The sequence below is a fragment of the Halorubrum sp. CSM-61 genome (assembly GCF_003781945.1).
GTDB lineage: Archaea > Halobacteriota > Halobacteria > Halobacteriales > Haloferacaceae > Halorubrum.
Map to the genome: position 1 here is coordinate 120189 of NZ_RJJW01000010.1, position 16721 is coordinate 136909.

18 protein-coding genes are annotated in these 16721 nt (G+C 67.5%); 10 read left to right on the plus strand and 8 right to left on the minus strand.

Going from position 1 to position 16721, the window contains the following annotated elements:
• Positions 1–18 precede the first annotated feature (18 nt).
• Together EDM04_RS16025 and EDM04_RS16030 are read left to right on the plus strand one after the other, a co-directional pair.
• A complete protein-coding gene (locus EDM04_RS16025; RefSeq protein WP_004048726.1) occupies positions 19–447 on the plus strand; it encodes a 30S ribosomal protein S12 in 429 nt (142 codons plus the stop codon).
• On the plus strand, positions 444–1097 hold the full coding sequence (locus tag EDM04_RS16030; RefSeq protein ID WP_123623889.1) for a 30S ribosomal protein S7: 654 nt from the start codon (positions 444–446) through the stop codon (positions 1095–1097). The genes EDM04_RS16025 and EDM04_RS16030 overlap by 4 nt, the downstream gene beginning before the upstream one ends.
• 651 nt (positions 1098–1748) lie before the next feature.
• Here the strand turns inward: EDM04_RS16030 and EDM04_RS16035 are convergent.
• On the minus strand, positions 1749–3734 hold the full coding sequence (locus EDM04_RS16035) for an aconitate hydratase (protein ID WP_123623891.1): 1986 nt from the start codon (positions 3732–3734) through the stop codon (positions 1749–1751).
• A gap of 265 nt (positions 3735–3999) precedes the next feature.
• Between EDM04_RS16035 and EDM04_RS16040 the strand changes: the two genes are divergently transcribed.
• Positions 4000–4473, plus strand: a complete 474-nt coding sequence (locus EDM04_RS16040) for a deoxyuridine 5'-triphosphate nucleotidohydrolase (protein WP_123623893.1) — start codon at positions 4000–4002, stop codon at positions 4471–4473.
• Between the two features lie 61 nt (positions 4474–4534).
• Here EDM04_RS16040 and EDM04_RS16045 read toward each other — a convergent pair whose 3' ends face one another.
• The 4 genes from EDM04_RS16045 to EDM04_RS16060 all read right to left on the minus strand — a co-directional run bounded on the left by EDM04_RS16045 (position 4535) and on the right by EDM04_RS16060 (position 8118).
• Positions 4535–4909, minus strand: coding sequence for a tautomerase (locus tag EDM04_RS16045; protein ID WP_123623895.1), 375 nt, complete (start codon positions 4907–4909; stop codon positions 4535–4537).
• Positions 4910–5222: 313 nt separating this feature from the next.
• On the minus strand, positions 5223–6599 hold the full coding sequence (locus EDM04_RS16050; RefSeq protein WP_123623897.1) for an NtaA/DmoA family FMN-dependent monooxygenase: 1377 nt from the start codon (positions 6597–6599) through the stop codon (positions 5223–5225).
• Between the two features lie 96 nt (positions 6600–6695).
• Entirely contained in the window at positions 6696–7103 is a 408-nt protein-coding gene (locus tag EDM04_RS16055) for a cyclic nucleotide-binding/CBS domain-containing protein (protein WP_123623899.1), read from the minus strand.
• A 58-nt stretch (positions 7104–7161) separates the two neighbouring features.
• Complete coding sequence (locus EDM04_RS16060) at positions 7162–8118, minus strand: DUF5787 family protein (RefSeq protein WP_123623901.1); 957 nt, start codon at positions 8116–8118, stop codon at positions 7162–7164.
• A gap of 128 nt (positions 8119–8246) precedes the next feature.
• Between EDM04_RS16060 and EDM04_RS16065 the strand changes: the two genes are divergently transcribed.
• From EDM04_RS16065 to EDM04_RS16075, 3 genes are all read left to right on the plus strand, one after another.
• Positions 8247–8630: a hypothetical protein gene (locus EDM04_RS16065; RefSeq protein ID WP_123623903.1), complete on the plus strand. Its 384-nt coding sequence runs from the start codon at positions 8247–8249 to the stop codon at positions 8628–8630.
• Positions 8627–9232 carry an NUDIX hydrolase gene (locus tag EDM04_RS16070; protein WP_123623905.1) on the plus strand — a complete coding sequence of 202 codons (606 nt, stop codon included), beginning with the start codon at positions 8627–8629 and terminating at the stop codon, positions 9230–9232. Before EDM04_RS16065 ends, EDM04_RS16070 begins: the two co-directional genes overlap by 4 nt.
• A gap of 93 nt (positions 9233–9325) precedes the next feature.
• Complete coding sequence (locus EDM04_RS16075; protein ID WP_123623907.1) at positions 9326–10159, plus strand: NAD+ synthase; 834 nt, start codon at positions 9326–9328, stop codon at positions 10157–10159.
• A 1141-nt stretch (positions 10160–11300) separates the two neighbouring features.
• On the opposite strand, the gene katG is transcribed toward EDM04_RS16075, so the two are convergent.
• Positions 11301–13442: a catalase/peroxidase HPI gene (katG, locus tag EDM04_RS16080; RefSeq protein ID WP_123623909.1), complete on the minus strand. Its 2142-nt coding sequence runs from the start codon at positions 13440–13442 to the stop codon at positions 11301–11303.
• 320 nt (positions 13443–13762) lie between these two features.
• The gene (locus tag EDM04_RS16085) at positions 13763–14149 is read right to left on the minus strand and encodes a cupin domain-containing protein (protein WP_123623911.1); all 387 of its coding nucleotides are present in this window, start codon (positions 14147–14149) and stop codon (positions 13763–13765) included.
• Positions 14150–14318: 169 nt separating this feature from the next.
• Here EDM04_RS16085 and EDM04_RS16090 point away from each other — a divergent pair, with 169 nt between their 5' ends.
• On the plus strand, positions 14319–14552 hold the full coding sequence (locus EDM04_RS16090; protein WP_123623914.1) for a DUF2249 domain-containing protein: 234 nt from the start codon (positions 14319–14321) through the stop codon (positions 14550–14552).
• Positions 14553–14601: 49 nt separating this feature from the next.
• Here the strand turns inward: EDM04_RS16090 and EDM04_RS16095 are convergent, their stop codons facing one another.
• Entirely contained in the window at positions 14602–14991 is a 390-nt protein-coding gene (locus EDM04_RS16095; RefSeq protein WP_123623916.1) for a glutamyl-tRNA reductase, read from the minus strand.
• Positions 14992–15120: 129 nt separating this feature from the next.
• Between EDM04_RS16095 and EDM04_RS16100 the strand changes: the two genes are divergently transcribed.
• The 3 genes from EDM04_RS16100 (at position 15121) to EDM04_RS16110 (ending at position 16653) form a co-directional block, all read left to right on the plus strand.
• A complete protein-coding gene (locus EDM04_RS16100; RefSeq protein WP_123623918.1) occupies positions 15121–15486 on the plus strand; it encodes a group 1 truncated hemoglobin in 366 nt (121 codons plus the stop codon).
• Positions 15487–15715: 229 nt separating this feature from the next.
• Positions 15716–16021 carry an ArsR family transcriptional regulator gene (locus tag EDM04_RS16105; RefSeq protein ID WP_241154945.1) on the plus strand — a complete coding sequence of 102 codons (306 nt, stop codon included), beginning with the start codon at positions 15716–15718 and terminating at the stop codon, positions 16019–16021.
• Positions 16018–16653: a DICT sensory domain-containing protein gene (locus EDM04_RS16110; RefSeq protein ID WP_123623920.1), complete on the plus strand. Its 636-nt coding sequence runs from the start codon at positions 16018–16020 to the stop codon at positions 16651–16653. Before EDM04_RS16105 ends, EDM04_RS16110 begins: the two co-directional genes overlap by 4 nt.
• The last annotated feature ends 68 nt before the right edge of the window (positions 16654–16721 follow it).

Sequence of the window (16721 nt, forward strand, 5' to 3'; positions counted from 1 at the left end):
TTCGGAAGTAGACGTACGATGGCGAACGGCAAATACGCGGCCCGTAAGCTCAAACAGGACCGGCAGAAGCGCCGCTGGTCCGACTCCGAGTACGCTCGGCGAGAGCGCGGGCTCAAGAAGAAGTCCGACCCCCTCGAGGGCGCCCCGCAGGCCCGCGGGATCGTGCTGGAGAAGGTCGGGATCGAGGCAAAGCAGCCGAACTCGGCGATCCGAAAGTGCGTCCGCGTTCAGCTCATCAAGAACGGGAAGCAGGTCACCGCGTTCTGTCCCGGTGACGGCGCCATCTCGTTCATCGACGAGCACGACGAGGTCACGATCGCCGGGATCGGCGGGGCGAAGGGTCGCGCGATGGGCGACCTCTCCGGCGTCAACTACAAGGTCGAGAAGGTCAACGGCGTCTCCATGATCGAACTGGTTCGCGGAAACGCGGAGAAGCCCGTCAGATGAGCGGGGAGGAGACCGAGGCGGAGTCCGCAGAGGACGTCGCCGCCGACGAGCCGGACCCGGACGCGCCCGCGTCCAGCGAGGCCGCCAACGAGAACGCCAAGCTGTTCGGCGTCTGGGACGTCACCGAGATCGCCTACGAGGACCCCTCGACGAAGCGCTACATGACCGTGACCCCCATCGCCCACACGATGGGTCGTCACGCGTCCAAGCAGTTCAAGAAGTCCGAGATCTCCTTAGTCGAGCGGCTGATCAACCGCCTGATGCAGACCGACGAGAACACGGGCAAGAAACAGCAGGCGACGCGGATCGTCCGCGACGCCTTCGACATCGTCCACGAGCGGACCGAGGAGAACCCGGTCCAGATCCTCGTGACGGCCGTCGAGAACGCCGCGCCCCGCGAGGAGACCGTCCGCCTGAAGTACGGCGGGATCTCCGTCCCGAAGGCGGTCGACGTCGCGCCCCAGCGCCGCGTCGATCAGGCGCTTTTGTTCATCTCCGACGGCGTCGCCAACGCGACCTACAAGTCGACGACCTCCGCCGCCGAGGCGCTCGCCAACGAGCTCGTCACGGCCGCGGACTACGACCCCGAGCGCTCTTACTCCATCTCGCAGAAGGAGGAGCGCGAGCGCGTCGCGGCCGCGGCCCGCTAACGCCGGTTCCGACTCGGACCGACGGGACGCGTTTTCGCGGTTTTCCGTTTCGACCCGACCACGGAGCGGCGGTGCTATTCGGCGTCGAGAGGTGCGGATCGGGCCGAGACGGGTATCGATACCCGGAGTGAGTGTTGCAGATCGTGGGTTTCGATACGGTATTTAAACGGTGTACGAGAGACGGCGACGATCGTGTATAAAAGAGAGTGCGGTGGCGTGCGCCGGTGAGCGCCCGTTAGGGCGCGAACCGCCCGCACGAGGCTGGGGAGGTGTGAGGCTGCGGTGCTGTGCGGGCGGGGTGGGACTCAAAGGGGCAGCCACGAGGCGGCCGCAGGCGATGTAAGCACTGCAGGGAGCGAGCAACGCGAGCGACCGAAGCGCGTGGTTCGAGAGAGCGAAGCTCTCTCGTCATCACGAAAGGCGCTCCGCGCCTTTCGAACGACAGCGAGCGTGCGGCCGCCTCGCGGCTGGGGCTTTGGAGGCCTCATCCGTATCAGCGGTTTATAAACAGCCACATCGTCGTACAGCCGAGTTGCTGGGGCTTTGGAGGCCTTCACCGCAACTCCGCCGATCCGCACAGCCGCCGCTGCAAGAACGAACGCGTCGAAAAATGCGAGAAAACGAATATCCGAGTCTCGCTGGACAGCGCGCTCAGTCGTCGGCCGGCGCCGCGCCGGAGCCGCCGTCGGCGTGCTGCTGTTTGACCCACGAGAGCTTGCCGCCGGCCGCGAGGATGTCGCGCTCGCGCTCGGAGGCGTCGAGGTCGGCGGTGAACTCCCACTCGCCGTTGACGCTCACGGTGAACTCCTCCTGCCCGGAGTGGACGCCCGCGGGAACGTCGTCGACGATCTCGAGGTCGTCGCCCTGCTCGATCTTCTCGTACGTCTCCGCGTCGATCGCGAGCGGGACGATACCGAAGTTAAAGAGGTTCGCCTTGTGGATGCGGGCGAAGCTCTGCGCGAAGACGGCCTCGATGCCGAGGTACATCGGACAGAGGGCCGCGTGCTCGCGCGAGGAGCCCTGTCCGTAGTTCTCGCCGGCCACGAGGACGCCGCCGTCGGCGTCGAGCGCGCGCTGCGCGAACGTGTCGTCGACGCGCGAAAGCGTGAACTCGGAGAGCTTCTCGATGTTGGATCGGAACTTCAGGATGTCCGCCGTCGCCGGGATGATGTGGTCGGTGGTGATGTTGTCCTTCATCTTGAGGAGCGCCTCACCGCCGTCCACGTCGATCCCGTCTTTGAGCGGCACGTCGCCGATGTTCGGGCCCTTGACGAGGCCGTCGTCGATCGCCTCGTCGGGCGAGATGATGTCGGAGTCGGACCGACCCATCCCGGGGCCGTACTTCGTCCCCATCTCCAGGCCGGGGTCCTCAAGGTCGCCGAGGTCGTCCGCGAGGTCGCGCGGGTCGACGATCTCGCCGGTGATGGCCGCCGCGGTGGCGACCTCGGGCGAGCAGAGGAAGACGGAGTCGTCCTCGATGCCCGAGCGGCCCTCGAAGTTGCGGTTGAAGGTGCGCAGCGAGACGGAGTCGGAGGCGGGCACGTGACCGATGCCGATACACGCGCCGCAGGTCGCCTCGGAGAAGTTGACGCCGGCCGCCATCATCTCCGCGGTCCAGCCCTCGCGGGCCAGCATCTCGGAGGCCTGCTTGGAACCGGGCGCGACGATCATCTCGGTGCTCCGGGCGACCTCGCGGCCCTCCAGCATCTTGGCGCTGGGGAGGATGTCCTCGTAGGCGCCGTTGGTACAGGAACCGATGATGACCTGCTCGACGTCGGTGCCCTCGTACTCGCTGACGGGAGCGACGTTGTCGGGCATCGACGGCGCGGCCACGAGCGGCTCGAGCCCGGAGAGGTCGACCTCGATGGTCTCCGCGTACTCCGCGTCGTCGTCGGGCTGGAGGTCGACGAACTCCTCCTCGCGGTCCTGGCGCGCGAGCCAGTCCTTGGTCTTCTCGTCGGTCGCGAAGATCGAGGAGGTGGCGCCGAGCTCGGTACCGAGGTTCGTGATCGTGGTCCGCTCGGGGATCGAGAGGTTCTCGGCGCCGGGGCCGGTGTACTCGAAGATCTTGCCCACGCCGCCCTTGACGGTCAGCTCGCCGAGCAGGTGGAGCGCGATGTCCTTGGCGGTCGCCCACTCGGGGAGCTCGCCTTCGAGGTGAACGTTGACGACTTCCGGCATCTCGACGTAGTAGGGGCCGCCGCCCATCGCGACGGCGATGTCGAGGCCGCCGGCGCCGATCGCGAGCTGGCCGAGCCCGCCGGGGGTCGGCGTGTGCGAGTCGGAGCCTAAAAGCGTCTTGCCGGGCGCCGCGAAGTTCTCCTTGTGGACCTGGTGGCAGATCCCGTTGCCGGGCCGGGAGAAGTACGCGCCGTACGTGCCGGCCGCGGAGCGGAGGAAGCGGTGGTCGTCGGTGTTCTTGAAGTCGAACTGGTACGTCTGGTGGTCGCAGTACTGCGCGGCGAGCTCCGTCTGGACCTCGTCCATCTCCAGCGCCTCGAACTGGAGCCACACCATCGTCCCCGTCGTGTCCTGCGTCAGCACCTGGTCGATCTCGATACCGATCTCCTCGCCGGGCGTCAGCTCGCCCTCGACGAGATGGTCATCGAGGATTTTCTCCGTAATCGTCTGTCCCATATCATCCGAAGGTGGCTCTCCCGTGGATATAAAACCCGCGAGTTTTTTGCAAGATCGACCGTGTTAGATCGTCGAAGCGGCAAAAATTATCCCATTATGGGTGAGATAACACGCCTCGTGTGAGAAATAGACGTAACAAGAGTATAAGGCCGATAAAGGCTTATACCCACCGATATCGGGCGTCTTAGCGAATGCCACGGTCGGAGCGATCGGCGCCCGGATCGCGGGCGACACCGTTTAGTCTCGCCCGCGGGTTCGGTGGGACATGTTCGACTCGGGAGCGACGGTCGCGGCGGCGCTCGAAGCCGGCGACGCCGACCTCGACGACGATCAGCGACAGCCGAACGGGGTCGACCTCACCGTCGGCGCCGTCTTCGAGCAGACGGAGCCGGGCGCGATCCGCCGCGACGGGAAGCGGGTCGGCGAGCGCGAGGAGCTGGAGCCGGAAGAGGGCGCGTACCGGCTGGAGGCGGGCACGTACGTGGTCCGGTACGGCGAGCCGGTTCGGATCCCCGACGAGCGGATCGGGTTCGTCCTCCCGCGATCGACCCTGCTGCGCAATTCCTGTACCCTCGACACCGCGGTCTGGGACGCGGGCTACGAGGGCGTCGGCGAGGGGCGTCTCGACGTCGGCCACGCGATCGAGATCGAGCCCGGCGCGCGGATCGCCCAGCTGGTGCTCGCGGCCGCCGACCACGAGGGGACCTACGAGGGGTCGTATCAGGGCGAGCGGCTCTAGGCGGGAGCGGTGATCGCAGCGGTTGCGGCGATAGTTGTCTGCGTCTGTGATTCCGGCGCGGTCACTCGCCCGCCCAGTCGCCGCCCACGCGGTCGATCCCCATCATGTCCTCGCCGGCGTGCTCGGTGAACACGACCTTCGCGTTCGGCTCCGGCACGCCGAGCTCCGCGGCCGCGCGCTCCATCACGGCGAGCGCGAACGCGCGTTTGTACTCGAACGGACGCCCCTCGCGGATCTCGGCGTCGAGGAACAGCAAGGGGCCGTCGACGGCGCGACCGAGGGCCATCGCCGAGGGATCCAGCTCCGAGATCGTCACCGCGACGTGCCCGGCGGTCGTCTCCATCTCCTCGACGTACCGGTCGGTGACGAACGCGGCGAACGACTCGCGCTCGGTCGGCGAGAGCGACAGGGTCGTCGAGAACTGTAAGAGCGGCATAGGGGGTGAACGACGCCGAGGCTCTTGGACGTGACGGCGAGATGCGTGTACGTCGAGCGGAATCGCGCTCGTCGAGGCGCGTCGACGAGAGAGACCGGTCGCTCTCGGTGATCAAAGGAACGAACGGCACGCCCGTGCCGGGAAAAGGTGGCACGGGCGTGTCGTTCAGTAGGTCCCCGCTGACGCTTCGGCCCTCCAAGCGAAGCGTCACCTGAAGCAAGCGGTGGAATCCACTTAAGCGTGCCGGGGCCGGCAGGCTTGTCGCGTTAGACCCCGGTACGGCCTTCACGACGCCGGCCGGAAACGCGCTCGCTCACCGCTTCGCCGGGTGGTCGTCGCGGAGCCGGGACTGGCCCGTCCCGAGGAGTCGCTCGCGGAGGGTGCCGTCGCCGCGCGGCGCCTCCCCCGCGTCGTCCGGGTCGGGGACGAGCCCGCGCTCGCGCAGCTCGGGGACCACGAGGTCGACGAAGTCCGTCAGCGAATCTGGGCGGACGACCTCTTTCACGTTGAAGCCGTGAACGCCGACCTCCTCGTGCCAGTACGCCAGTTCGTCGGCGATCTGTTCGGGAGTGCCGACGAGCTTCGGGGACGTGGTGCCGAGGCCACAGAACTCGGCGACCTCGCGGACGGTCCACTCGCGGTCCGGCTGGGCCTTCGTGAACGCGTTCATGGTGCCCTGGATCGCGTCGGTCTCGATGTGTTCGACCTTCTGGTCGGGGTCGAGCGCCGACAAGTCCATGTCGAGGAACCCGGAGAGGAGCGCGAGCGTCGCCTCGACGTCGACGTGCGCTTTGTACGCCTCGTGTTTCGCCTCGGCGGCCGCCTCCGTCTCGCCGACGATCGGCACGACGCCGATGAAGAATCGGAGGCTCTCGGGGTCGCGCCCGTGGTCGGCAGCACGCGATTTCACGTCCGTCATGTACTCGCTGACGCCCTCCTCGGTGGGATGGCTGGCGAACACCGCCTCCGCGTTCGCGGCCGCGAACTCCCGCCCGCGGTCCGACGAGCCCGCCTGATAGATTACGGGCGTGCGCTGCGGCGAGGGTTCACAGCCGTGGGGACCGGGCACCGAGAAGTGCTCGCCCTCGTGATCGATCGCCGAGACCTTCTCCGGGTCGGTGTACCGACCCGCCTCGCGGTCGACCTCGACGGCGTCCTCCTCCCACGACTCCTCCCAGAGCTGGTAACAGACGTCGAGGAACTCGTCCGCGCGGTCGTAGCGCGTCTCCTTGTCCATCCGCTCCGAGAGCCCGAGGTTCTCGGCGGCCGACTCCAGGTAGGAGGTGACGACGTTGAGCGCGACCCGCCCGTCGGTGAGGTGATCGAGCGTGGAGAACTCCCGCGCGAGCTGGTAGGGTTGCGTGTAGGTGGTCGAGCGCGTCACGGCGAAGCCGAGGTCGTCGGTGACCTCCGCCATCGCGGGGACGATCAGCTGCGGGTCGCTCGCGGGCGTCTGGACCGCCTTCTCGACGGCGGTCTCGCGGTCGTCGCCGTACACGTCGTAGATCCCGCGCACGTCGGCGAAGAAGACCGCGTCGAAGCCGCCGCGCTCGGCGGTGCGCGCCACTTCGGTCCAGTACTCGCGGTCGGTGTACTCCGGCGACCGGTCGCCGGGGTAGGTCCACGACCCGGGCGAGACGTGCTCGACCGAGGCCATGGTGAAGAGGTTGAGGTGCAGGTGGTCAGACATGGGCCGACGTACGCGATCCGCGGGTAATACCCCACAGAAAGGGGCGGGACTTGTCGGAGCCGGGGACGCGGGAGGGAGTTCGGGAGACGGAGGCGACTACGCCGACGTCGCCTCCGGCGAGGAGACGTAGGCCGCGAAGTCGGAGGTGGTGATAATCCCGATCGGCTCGTCGCCGTCGACGACGGGGACGTGATGGAACCCGTGTTCGACCATGAGCGAGGCGATCTCAGAGACGGAGTCCTGCGCGCTCGCCGTGATAGGGTCTCGGCTCATGTAGCGCTCGACGGTCGTCTCCGCCTTCGGCCGGCTCTTGGCGACGATGTCGACGAAGTCGGTCGTGGTGAGGATGCCGACGAGGGCGCCGTCGTCGTCGACAACCAGCGCCGAACTGATGTCGTTGTCGAGCAGCACCGCCGCCGCGTCCTCGACCAGCGTGTCGGGCGTCACCGTGTGGAGTTCGCTCGTCATCAACCGCGCGACGAACACGTCGTCGATGTCGTCCATATCCGTACGTTCTTCCGTCGACGTATAAAGCGTTGCCACGCGGAACGAGACGGAACGCTCACAGGAACCGCGAGAGCCCGGACTGGCGACGCGGACCCTCCCCCGCGGGATCGGCGATCCACGCGGTCCGCTCGCCGCGGAGGCGGATCCCGTCGGTTTCGGGCGGGTCCGCGGGCTCGCGCGCGTCGCAGGTCGCGCCGCAGTCGCGTCCGGGGTCGACGACGCGGTCGAACCGCTCGCAGTACGGGCGCCCGTCGGCGGTCGTCGTCGCGCGAGCGCAGGCCGGAGGGTCCGGGCGCCACCCCTTCCCGTAGGCGCGCTCGGCGATCCGGCGACGCTTCCGCGCCTTCGCGGCCGGGTCGACGAGCGCCACGTCTGTCCGGAGCCCTCGCTCCTCGCGGATCTCGACGCCCGGCGCGGCTGGATCGAGCGGGGTCGGTTCCCGGACGACCTCGCGCTCGCCCGCGTCGGGGTCGAACCGCCAGACCCCGACCGCATCGGGGATCCGGTTGAGGTGCGCGCGGGTCACGTACGAGGCGGTCGCGAGCACGACCTCGTCGAACAGCCCGAGCGCGGCGTCGTACCGCAGCTGGGCCGTCAGATCGCCTGGCGTGCCGAGGTCGGGCTTGTTCTCGATCGCGGTCAGCGAACCGACCCAGTCGTCGGGGTAGCGGGCGGTCGCGCGCACGACCGGGCGCCCGTCGCGGCGCTCGCGTTCGAGGTAGCCGATCTCGGCCGCGCGCTCGGCGACCTCCTCGGCGCGGTCCGGCGGGAGGTCGAACGCCTTTTTGAGGGGAACCGCCTCGCCCGGCCCGACCGCGGCCTCGATCGCGGGGTCCGGGATCCGGTCGGGCGCGATCGCGGCGCGCCGCTCGAACCCCGGACCGGGCGTCAGCACGCAGACGTCGACGATCCGGCCGCCGGGGTTCTCGATCCCGGCCCCGAGCTGGCGGGCGACGACGCGGTCCGGAGACTCGAGCGCGGCACACAGCGCCAGCTCGAACCGGAACTCCATGGGCGAGAGAGGGGCGCGGGAGAGTAAAGCGCGTCGGCGTCGACGGGAGCGAGGGCGGAACGCCGCGGGAGTCGGAGCGAGACCGCCGCGGTCGAAACCGGTATTCCCCGCCGGCGCCAACGTCGACCATGCGCCGGGTCACCCGGAACCTCCTCGTCGCCATCGCCCTGATCGCCGTCGCCCTGCTCGCGTTGGGGGCGCTCCCGAGCTACCTCGGGAGCGGCGATCCCTACTACCTCACCGCCGAGCCGATCGAGACGAACGAGACCGCGGCCGACGTGAACAACGTCTCGGACCGGCGGTACCCGTATCTCACGAGCGCGCTCGCGAGCGACGACGGGCGCTCCGAGGCGTATCAGACCGGGCCGTACGGGGCGAAGGAGTGGTTCACCCACACTCCCTTCGACGAGGTGGACGCGCTCACTCGACAGGTGCCGGAGGCCGCGACCGACGACGGGGTCCGCGTCCGCCGCGACGGGCGGATGTACTACGTGGAGGTGGTTCAGCCGTGAGCGACGGCGCGCCGGCCTCCGACCTCAGCGATCTGCCGGCCTTCTCCGACGGCCGCAACCACTCGCTGCCCGGCGAGCCGGAGTGGCCGGTCCGGGAGGTCGCCGTCGAGTACGACGAGGGGTGGTTCGTCGGCGGCTACGACCGCGTCGAGCAGCCCGACGGGACGGAGAAGAAGTACTACTGGGCGGAGCTGTCGCCCGCGACGGTGATCGTCGCGGTCGCCGACGACCGGGTGCTGTTCGTCGAGCAGTACCGCCCCACCGTGCGGAACACCCAGCTTGAGCTTCCCGCGGGGATCGTCGAGTCCGGCGAGTCGTACACCGCCGCCGCCGAACGCGAGCTCGCCGAGGAGACCGGCTTCGAGCCGTCGTCGACATCGCTGCTGCAGGAGGTGTGGTGTTCGACGGGCGTGTTGCGCCACAAACGCGGCTACGTGTTCGCGGAGGGGTTGGAGCCGGTCGACGTCGACCACGACAGCAACGAGTTCCTCGTCCCGCGGTCGGTCCCGGTCGACGAGGCGCTGGCGGTCGCTCGAGAGCCGCCGACGAACGACGCGACGCTGGAGGGGCTGCTGTTGGCCAAAGAGGAAGGGCTCCTGTAGGCGGAACACGAGAGACTCCAGTAGAACCCGACGCGCGTCCAGTTCCCCGCGCCGACGGTGAGGTATTAATCGCCTCGGGCCGAGACTCCGTCCATGAGCCGGACATCGGACCAGTCGGTGTTGCTGTCGGACGACCCCCCGCTCGACCTCCGCCTCTCGGACGAGGAGCTGGAGGCGACCCGCGAGCGCATCGTTTCCTTCATCGCCGACCTCGTCGACGACGCGGGCGCCGAGGGCGCCGTTTTAGGGCTCTCCGGCGGGATCGACTCGACGCTGACCGCCCACCTCGCCGTCGAGGCGCTCGGCGAGGACGGGCTCCACGGGATCACCATGCCCGCCGAGGTGAACGACCCGGACGTGATGAGCGACGCCGAGCGCGTCGCTCACGACCTCGGGATCGAGTACGACGTGATCGAGATCCAGCCGATCGCGGAGTCGTTCTTCTCGGCGGTCCCCGAGGCCGAAGCCGACCGTATGGCGGCAGGGAACGTCTACGTCCGCACCCGCGCGGTGTTGAACTACTTCGTCGCCAACGCCGAGGACCGGGTCGTGTTAGGGACCGGGAACCGCGCCGAGGCGATGACGGGCTACTTCACGAAGTACGGCGACCAGGCGGTCGACTGCAACCCGATCGGGAACCTGTACAAACAGCAGGTGCGCCAGCTGGCCGCCCACGTGGGCGTCCCCCGCGATCTGGTGATGCAGGAGCCGACCGCGGGCATGTGGGAGGGCCAGACGGACGCCGACGAGATGGGGCTCGACTACGACACCGTCGACGCCATTCTGGCGGTCCACGTCGACGGCGGGCTCTCGCGGGCGGCGACGGTCCGCGAACTCGACGTGCCGGAGGCGGCCGTCGACCGCGTGGTCGAACTCGTCGAGCGCAGCGCTCACAAGCGATCGATGCCGCCCGCGCCCGAGCGCTGAGCGTCGGCGGGGCGCGGAGACGGAGGAGATCGGGGAACCGAAAGGGCCGAAAGGGACCGGTCAGCGGGACTCAGACGTTTTGCGCCCGTTCTTTCGCGACTTCGGCGATCCCGGCGTTCGCCGAGCAGTTCGGACACGCGTGTATCCGACCGCGGGCGTCCGAGAACACCCGGGCGAATCGTTCGGAGACGTGCGCCTCGCAGTGTTCACACGTGGGCATAGTGGGGAGCGGTATCGTGGATCATGTTCGGTACACCTTCACTAGGTGCTGTGCCCTCAAGACCGCTTTCCGAATTCTTTCCCAAATTCGACCCACATCCGTCGATCAGCCGGGTGAAAATCGTGGAATGGCGGTCGTGAGAAACGGCGTTCGACGGCGGACAACGAGAGTCAATTCTGTTGAACTTCCCTTTTGCAGACACAGTCTCGGCTGACAGAGCCAGTCAGTGAAGCGTGCGTCTTGATCGACTGCGGGAGTAAGTATTGCAGATCGGTGGCGGCGAGAGAGTATTTAAACGACCGAGAGCGACGGCGACGATCGGTTATAAAGAACAACGCGGTGGCGCGCCCCGGTGAGCGGCCCGTAGGGCCGCGAACCGACGGTGTGAGGGAGTCGCTGGCGGCGACAGCCGCCAGCGACGAGGCTGGGGAGGCGTGAGGCTGTGCGGTCGGGTGGGACTCAAAGGGGCAGCCGCTGTGGGCGGCGCAGGCGTTCACGAGAGCGGAGCTCTCGTGAGCCAATCAGAACGCAAAGCGTTCTGATGACGACGTAAGCACCGCAACGAGGGAGCGAAGCGACTGAGTGAGGAGCGCAACGAGCGTGCGCCGCCCACAGCGGCTGGGGCTTTGGAGGTCGTCACCGCAGTGTCGCCGCTCACTTATAAACAGCCGACAGCAACGCCACTCGATCACTTATAAACAACCACTCCACCATATCGATATACCAACTCCCGCTATCGATCAAGAAGCAGGGTCGTTCTGCTAGTAGATTCAGCTAGAGAAGGGTGAAAACGACACGGTGTGCGGTGTTCTATGACACCTTCAAACAGACAGCAGAACGACCTCCAAACAGGATCGATCGCCGAAAAAACGGTCATGTCCGCGATTCGAAGTCGGGTCCGTGAGGGGGCGAACCGCGAGCTTACAGATCGAAGCGGTCGAGCGTCATGACCTTGCTCCACGCGTCGGCGAAGTCCTGCACGAACTTCTCCTCGCCGTCGGCGGCGCCGTAGATCTCGGAGACGGCGCGGAGACGGGAGTTCGAGCCGAAGATGAGGTCGAACCGCGTCGCGGTCCAGTCGACCTCGCCGGTCTCGGGATCGACGAGCTCGAAGACCTCCTCGTCCTCGTCGACGGGCTCCCAGTCGCGGTCGAAGTCGAGCAGGTTGACGAAGAAGTCGTTCGTCAGCGTCTCCGGCTCGTCGGTGAACACGCCGCGGTCGGAGCCGTCGTAGTTCGCGTCGAGGACGCGGAGACCACCGACGAGCACCGTCATCTCGGGGACGGTCAGCTTCAGCAGCTCGGCTTTATCGACCAGCTCCTCCTCCGGATCGTGGGGCAGGTCGTCACCGAGGTAGTTGCGGAAGCCGTCGGCGTCCGGCTTGAGCGCCTCGAAGGACTCCGCGTCGGTCTGCTCCTGCGTGGCGTCGACGCGGCCCGGCTCGAACGGGATGTCGACGTCGTGGCCCGCGGCGGCCGCGGCCTCCTCGATCGCGAGGTTGCCGCCGAGGACGATGAGGTCGGCGAGCGACACGCGCGTGTCGTCGTCCCGCAGCTCGTTGAACTCGGCCTGGACCTCCTCGTAGGTCTCCAGCACGGACGCCAGCGCCTCGGGATCGTTGACCTCCCAGCTCCGCTGGGGTTCGAGGCGGATCCGGGCGCCGTTCGCGCCGCCGCGCTTGTCGCTGTAGCGGAACGTGGACGCGGCCGCCCACGCGGTCTTGACCCGCTCGGAGACCGAGAGGTCGAACTCTGAGATTAGGTCCTCGAGCTCGGCGACCTCCGCCTCGCCGACCACGTCGTAGTCGGCGTCGGGGAGCGGGTCCTGCCAGAGCATCGTCTCCTCGGGCACGTCGGGGCCGAGGAACCGCTCCGGCGGGCCCATGTCGCGGTGGATGAGCTTGTACCACGCCCGCGCGAACGATTCCTGGAACTCGTCGGGGTCGTCGCGGAACTCCTCTAAGACCGCCCGGAAGTCGTCGTCGTGTTTCAGCGCCACGTCCGTCGTGAGCATCATCACGTCCTCCTTGTCGGCGGGGTCGTCGACGCCCGGGGCGGCGTCGTCGAGCTCGTCGTTCTTCGTGGTCCACTGCCACGCGCCGCCGGGGCCCTTCTCTGCCTCCCACTCGTAGCTGAGCAGGTTGTTGACGTAGCTCAGGTCCCACGAGGTCGGCGTGGCGTTCCACGGTCCCTCGATCCCGCTGGTGATCGCGTCGGGGCCCTTGCCCTCGCCGAAGTCGTTGTCCCAGCCGAGGCCCTGCAGGTCGATCGGGGCGTCCTCGGGGTCCGGACCGAGGTTGTCGCCGGAGTCGGCGCCGTGGACCTTCCCGAAGGTGTGGCCGCCGGCGATGAGCGCGACCGTCTCCTTGTCGTCCATCGCCATGTGGCTGAACGTGTCGCGGATGTTGTCCGCGGACCCCTCCAGATCGGGCTCGCCGTTCGGCCCCTCCGGGTTCACGTAGATGAGGCCCATGACGGTGTTACCGAGCGCGTCGTCGAGCCGGCCGTCCTCCTGGAAGCGCTCCGCCGAGGTGGTCTCCCAGTCGTCTTCGGGACCCCAGTCGACGGCGTCGTCGGGTTTGAAGTCGTCCTCGCGGCCGCCGGCGAACCCGAGCGTCTCGAAGCCCATCGACTCGAGGGCGACGTTCCCGGTCAGGACGATCAGGTCGGCCCACGAGAGCGCGCGACCGTACTTCTGCTTGACCGGCCAGAGCAGTCGCCGGGCCTTGTCGAGGTTGACGTTGTCCGGCCAGCTGTTGAGCGGCGGGAGCCGCTGTCGCCCGCCGGAGGCGCCGCCGCGGCCGTCGTGCGTCCGGTAGGTGCCGGCGCTGTGCCACGCCATCCGGATGAAAAGCGGCCCGTAGGTGCCGTAGTCGGCCGGCCACCAGTCCTTCGAATCCGTCATTACCTCCTCGATGTCCGCTTTCACCGCCTCGAGGTCGAGCTCCTCGAACGCCTCGGCGTAATCGAACTCCTCGTCGAGCGGGCCGGGGTTCCCGGCGTGTTCGTCGAGGACGTCTAGGTCTAGCTGATTCGGCCACCAATCGGTGTTGTCTCTTGGCATTATCGTTGAAGTTCCGCGGTTAGTTCGCTCGTAACCGTACCGAAAGCGTCTGTACGGAGGCCCCACCCGTCGAAAACGCGCGTTCCGAAATCCGGTGCCGACGTCGTGAGAGCGATCGGCATTCGGGGATCGGCGACGTTCGTTTCGAAAGCGGAGTCGTCACGCATTCGGCGTCACCATTTCTTAAGTGACCTCAAATAAAAATCTGGCTACTGAAGGCGTGCCATTTATTAATCGGAAATTAATTTTCGACATAACAAACAAAATTTGAAAATATAAATCGTCAGCGAGGCGCTACTCACCTCCGGTTTGTCGGTACACTACTCCCCGTCCGCCCGCGGATCGAACTCCCCGCGTCGAATTCCCTCTCTGACGGGGTCGTGCTCCGCGTCGGTCGGCGGCGGCGCGGTGACGAGCGACGCCTCCAGTCGCTCCCCGTCGCTCGCCTTCACGCCGCGTGCGGTCCCGGCCTCCACGACGACGACGTCGCCGGGTCCGACCGGTCTGTCCGTCTCGCCCTCTCGGACGGCGCCGGAACCGGACCGCACCGTGATCGCCACGTCGCTGTCGGGCGCGTGGACCGGGATGAACTGCCCCGGCTCGAAGTAGCCGCAGACGACCTTCATCCGGTCGCTCCGGAACACCTCGCCGGTCGAGAACCGCTCGTCGTCGTACCCGCGCTCGGCGTCGAAGTCGGTCGCCGGCACGTCACTCACCCCTCCGGACGGGAGACGTGCGGTGGTTCGTCTCGATACCGGTCGACGGGTCGGAAGTCGTGTCGATCACGAACGAGGGTTCGCGGCCCGCGGGCGAGTGCGTGTCCCCGAACGTGTTCGGCTCAACACGGAATCGGGTCGGACCCGTCCCTCCGATCGCATGCCGAAACTCGACGTCCGCGAGATCCAGCCGGTGAACCGCCACGACAAGATCCACGAGGAGTTCGACGGGATGGACCCGGGCGAGACGCTCACCATCGTCAACGACCACGAGCCGAAGCCGCTGTACTACGAGATGGCGGCCGAGGTCCCCGCGTTCGACGAGGAGGCGTACGAGGTGCGCCAGAACGCGCCCGACGAGTTCGTCGCGGAGTTCCCGAAGACCGCGGAGTGACGCCGTCGACGGGACGACCGCGGTACTTTCCCGAACGACTGCTCGACTCTCACGCCTCGTCGATATCGAAGAGCCGACGAATCGCTCGCGCTCGCTTCTGTTCTCGCTCTCGCGCGTCCGTTCCTTCGGCCCTAGCCGCCCGCCGCAGTCCTCGCTCCGGCGGCGCAGTCAGCGCCTCGACGAGCGCGGCTCCGAGCTCCCGAACGGTCTCGCGCTGCTCCTCGGTGATCCCGTGATCGCCGCGCGCGTCGAGCGCCGAGACGGCCTCCTCGATCTCGCGCCGTTCGATCTCGGCGGTCCGACGGCGGAGCCGCCTCCGCAACCGCTCCGGATCGGAAGGCGGTTCGGGCCGATCCGGAGCCGACGCTGGAGGAGACTGGGACCGGTCCGGAGCCGAATCGGACGGAGCGCCGGTCCCTTCGGGCCTGTCGGTGCTCATACCCGAAGATCGGTCGGCGCCGGGGTGTGTGTTCTCCCGAACTTGTTCGGGCGCCGATCGGGCGGCGCGACAACCCCCGAACATGTTCTTTCGGAGGTGGCTTCCGTCGGAACGAAGTCGATCGATGCGATGCCCGATACCCAGTCGATCTACGCCGATATCGGCGGTCGCGAAGCCGTCGAGGCCGTCGTCTCGGACTTCTACGACCGCGTCTTCGACGATCCCGTCCTCGAACCGTACTTCGAGGAGGTCGACCGCGAGGCGCTGTACGCCCACCAGGTCCAGTTCGTCAGCGCCGTCGCCGGCGGCCCGGTCTCCTACGAGGGGGCGGACATGCGGGCGGCTCACGAGGGGATGGGGATCTCCGGGGACGCGTTCGGCCGCGTCGCGACCTACCTCGGCGAGGCGCTCAGGGAGAACGACGTCGCCGAGGAACACGTCGAGACGATTCTCGCGGAGGTCGGCGCGCTCGAACCCGACGTGGTCGGACAGTAGCCGGCTTCGGCCGTTCTCCTCGGTGATCCGACGGGTTCCGTGCATTCGTCGGGAGATCCGAGAGATAACTACTTGTCCCATTGTCACATATGGGACGTGTATGGGAGGACCTGAGAACGCGTCTGCTCGACAACCACCCAAGACGGCGGGAAACCCCCCACCGCGATTAGCGGAGGACCGATTCTATCGGGCGCTCGCTTCACCACACCGTCGACGGCTGCTCTATTACTTGCTCGAACACGAGGAGCGCACCGTCGAGGATCTCGCGTCCGTCCTCAGCGGTTGGGAAGCCACGACGACGGGAACGATGTACACGTCGGCGGACCGGTCGGCGATCCGCCTCCAGCTCCGGCACAGCCACTTGCCGCAGCTCGCGGACGCGGGACTGATCGAGTACGATTCGAACGACGAGGCCGTCCGCCTCGAATCGCTCCATCCGCAGGTCACGCGCGTCATCCGGCAGAGCGTCGAGGCCGAACGGTCCGACGAGGCCGAACAGTCCGACGAGGCCGAACAGTCCGACGAGCCAGCGTGACGCTCGGTTCCCTCCTCTCCGGGATTGGGAGGAAACGGCACCGGGTGACCGTCTACAGGAGCGGTGACCGACTCGACGTCGAGACGTGGCTCGCCGACCACGGCGTTCCCGTCGAGTCGCGGCCCCTCCCGACGGGCGCCCCGGGTCCGTTCATCGAGATCGAGATCGACGGCGAGGTCGCGGGTATCATCGGCGTCGGCGCGGTCGAGACCCTGCTCGAACCGCCGATCCGTCGCCCCGGCGACCGAGACGAGGTGTCCGAGGGGTACCGGGCGCTCTTCGCGATCTTCGATCGGACGGTGTTCTCCGGGATGAGCCGCCGGGAGCTCCTCGCGGTCAGTCGCGAAATCGAAGACCGCGCCTTTCGGGTCGGATCGGGAACCCTGTCCGTGAGTTTTCAGCGGGGCTCGGCGTTCGAGCCCCAGTCGGCGGTCTATCGGGCCCTCGGCACCGAGACCGACCTCGATATCCGCGTGTACGGCGTCGAAGACCGGACGCCCTCGGAGATTCCCGGGATCACCTTTCGCGACGACGCGGACGGGAGACTCGAGCCTCAGTCGATCACATCGGGTTTGAGTGAAAGTGTCTGCTTGGGAAGGGTGTGGAAGCTACCGAAGCAGACAGCGAGATAGAAGAAGAGCACCTCCTTAATTTTGTCGTCAACAGCCTCAACGAAGAGCTTGCGATAGATCTCGACGAG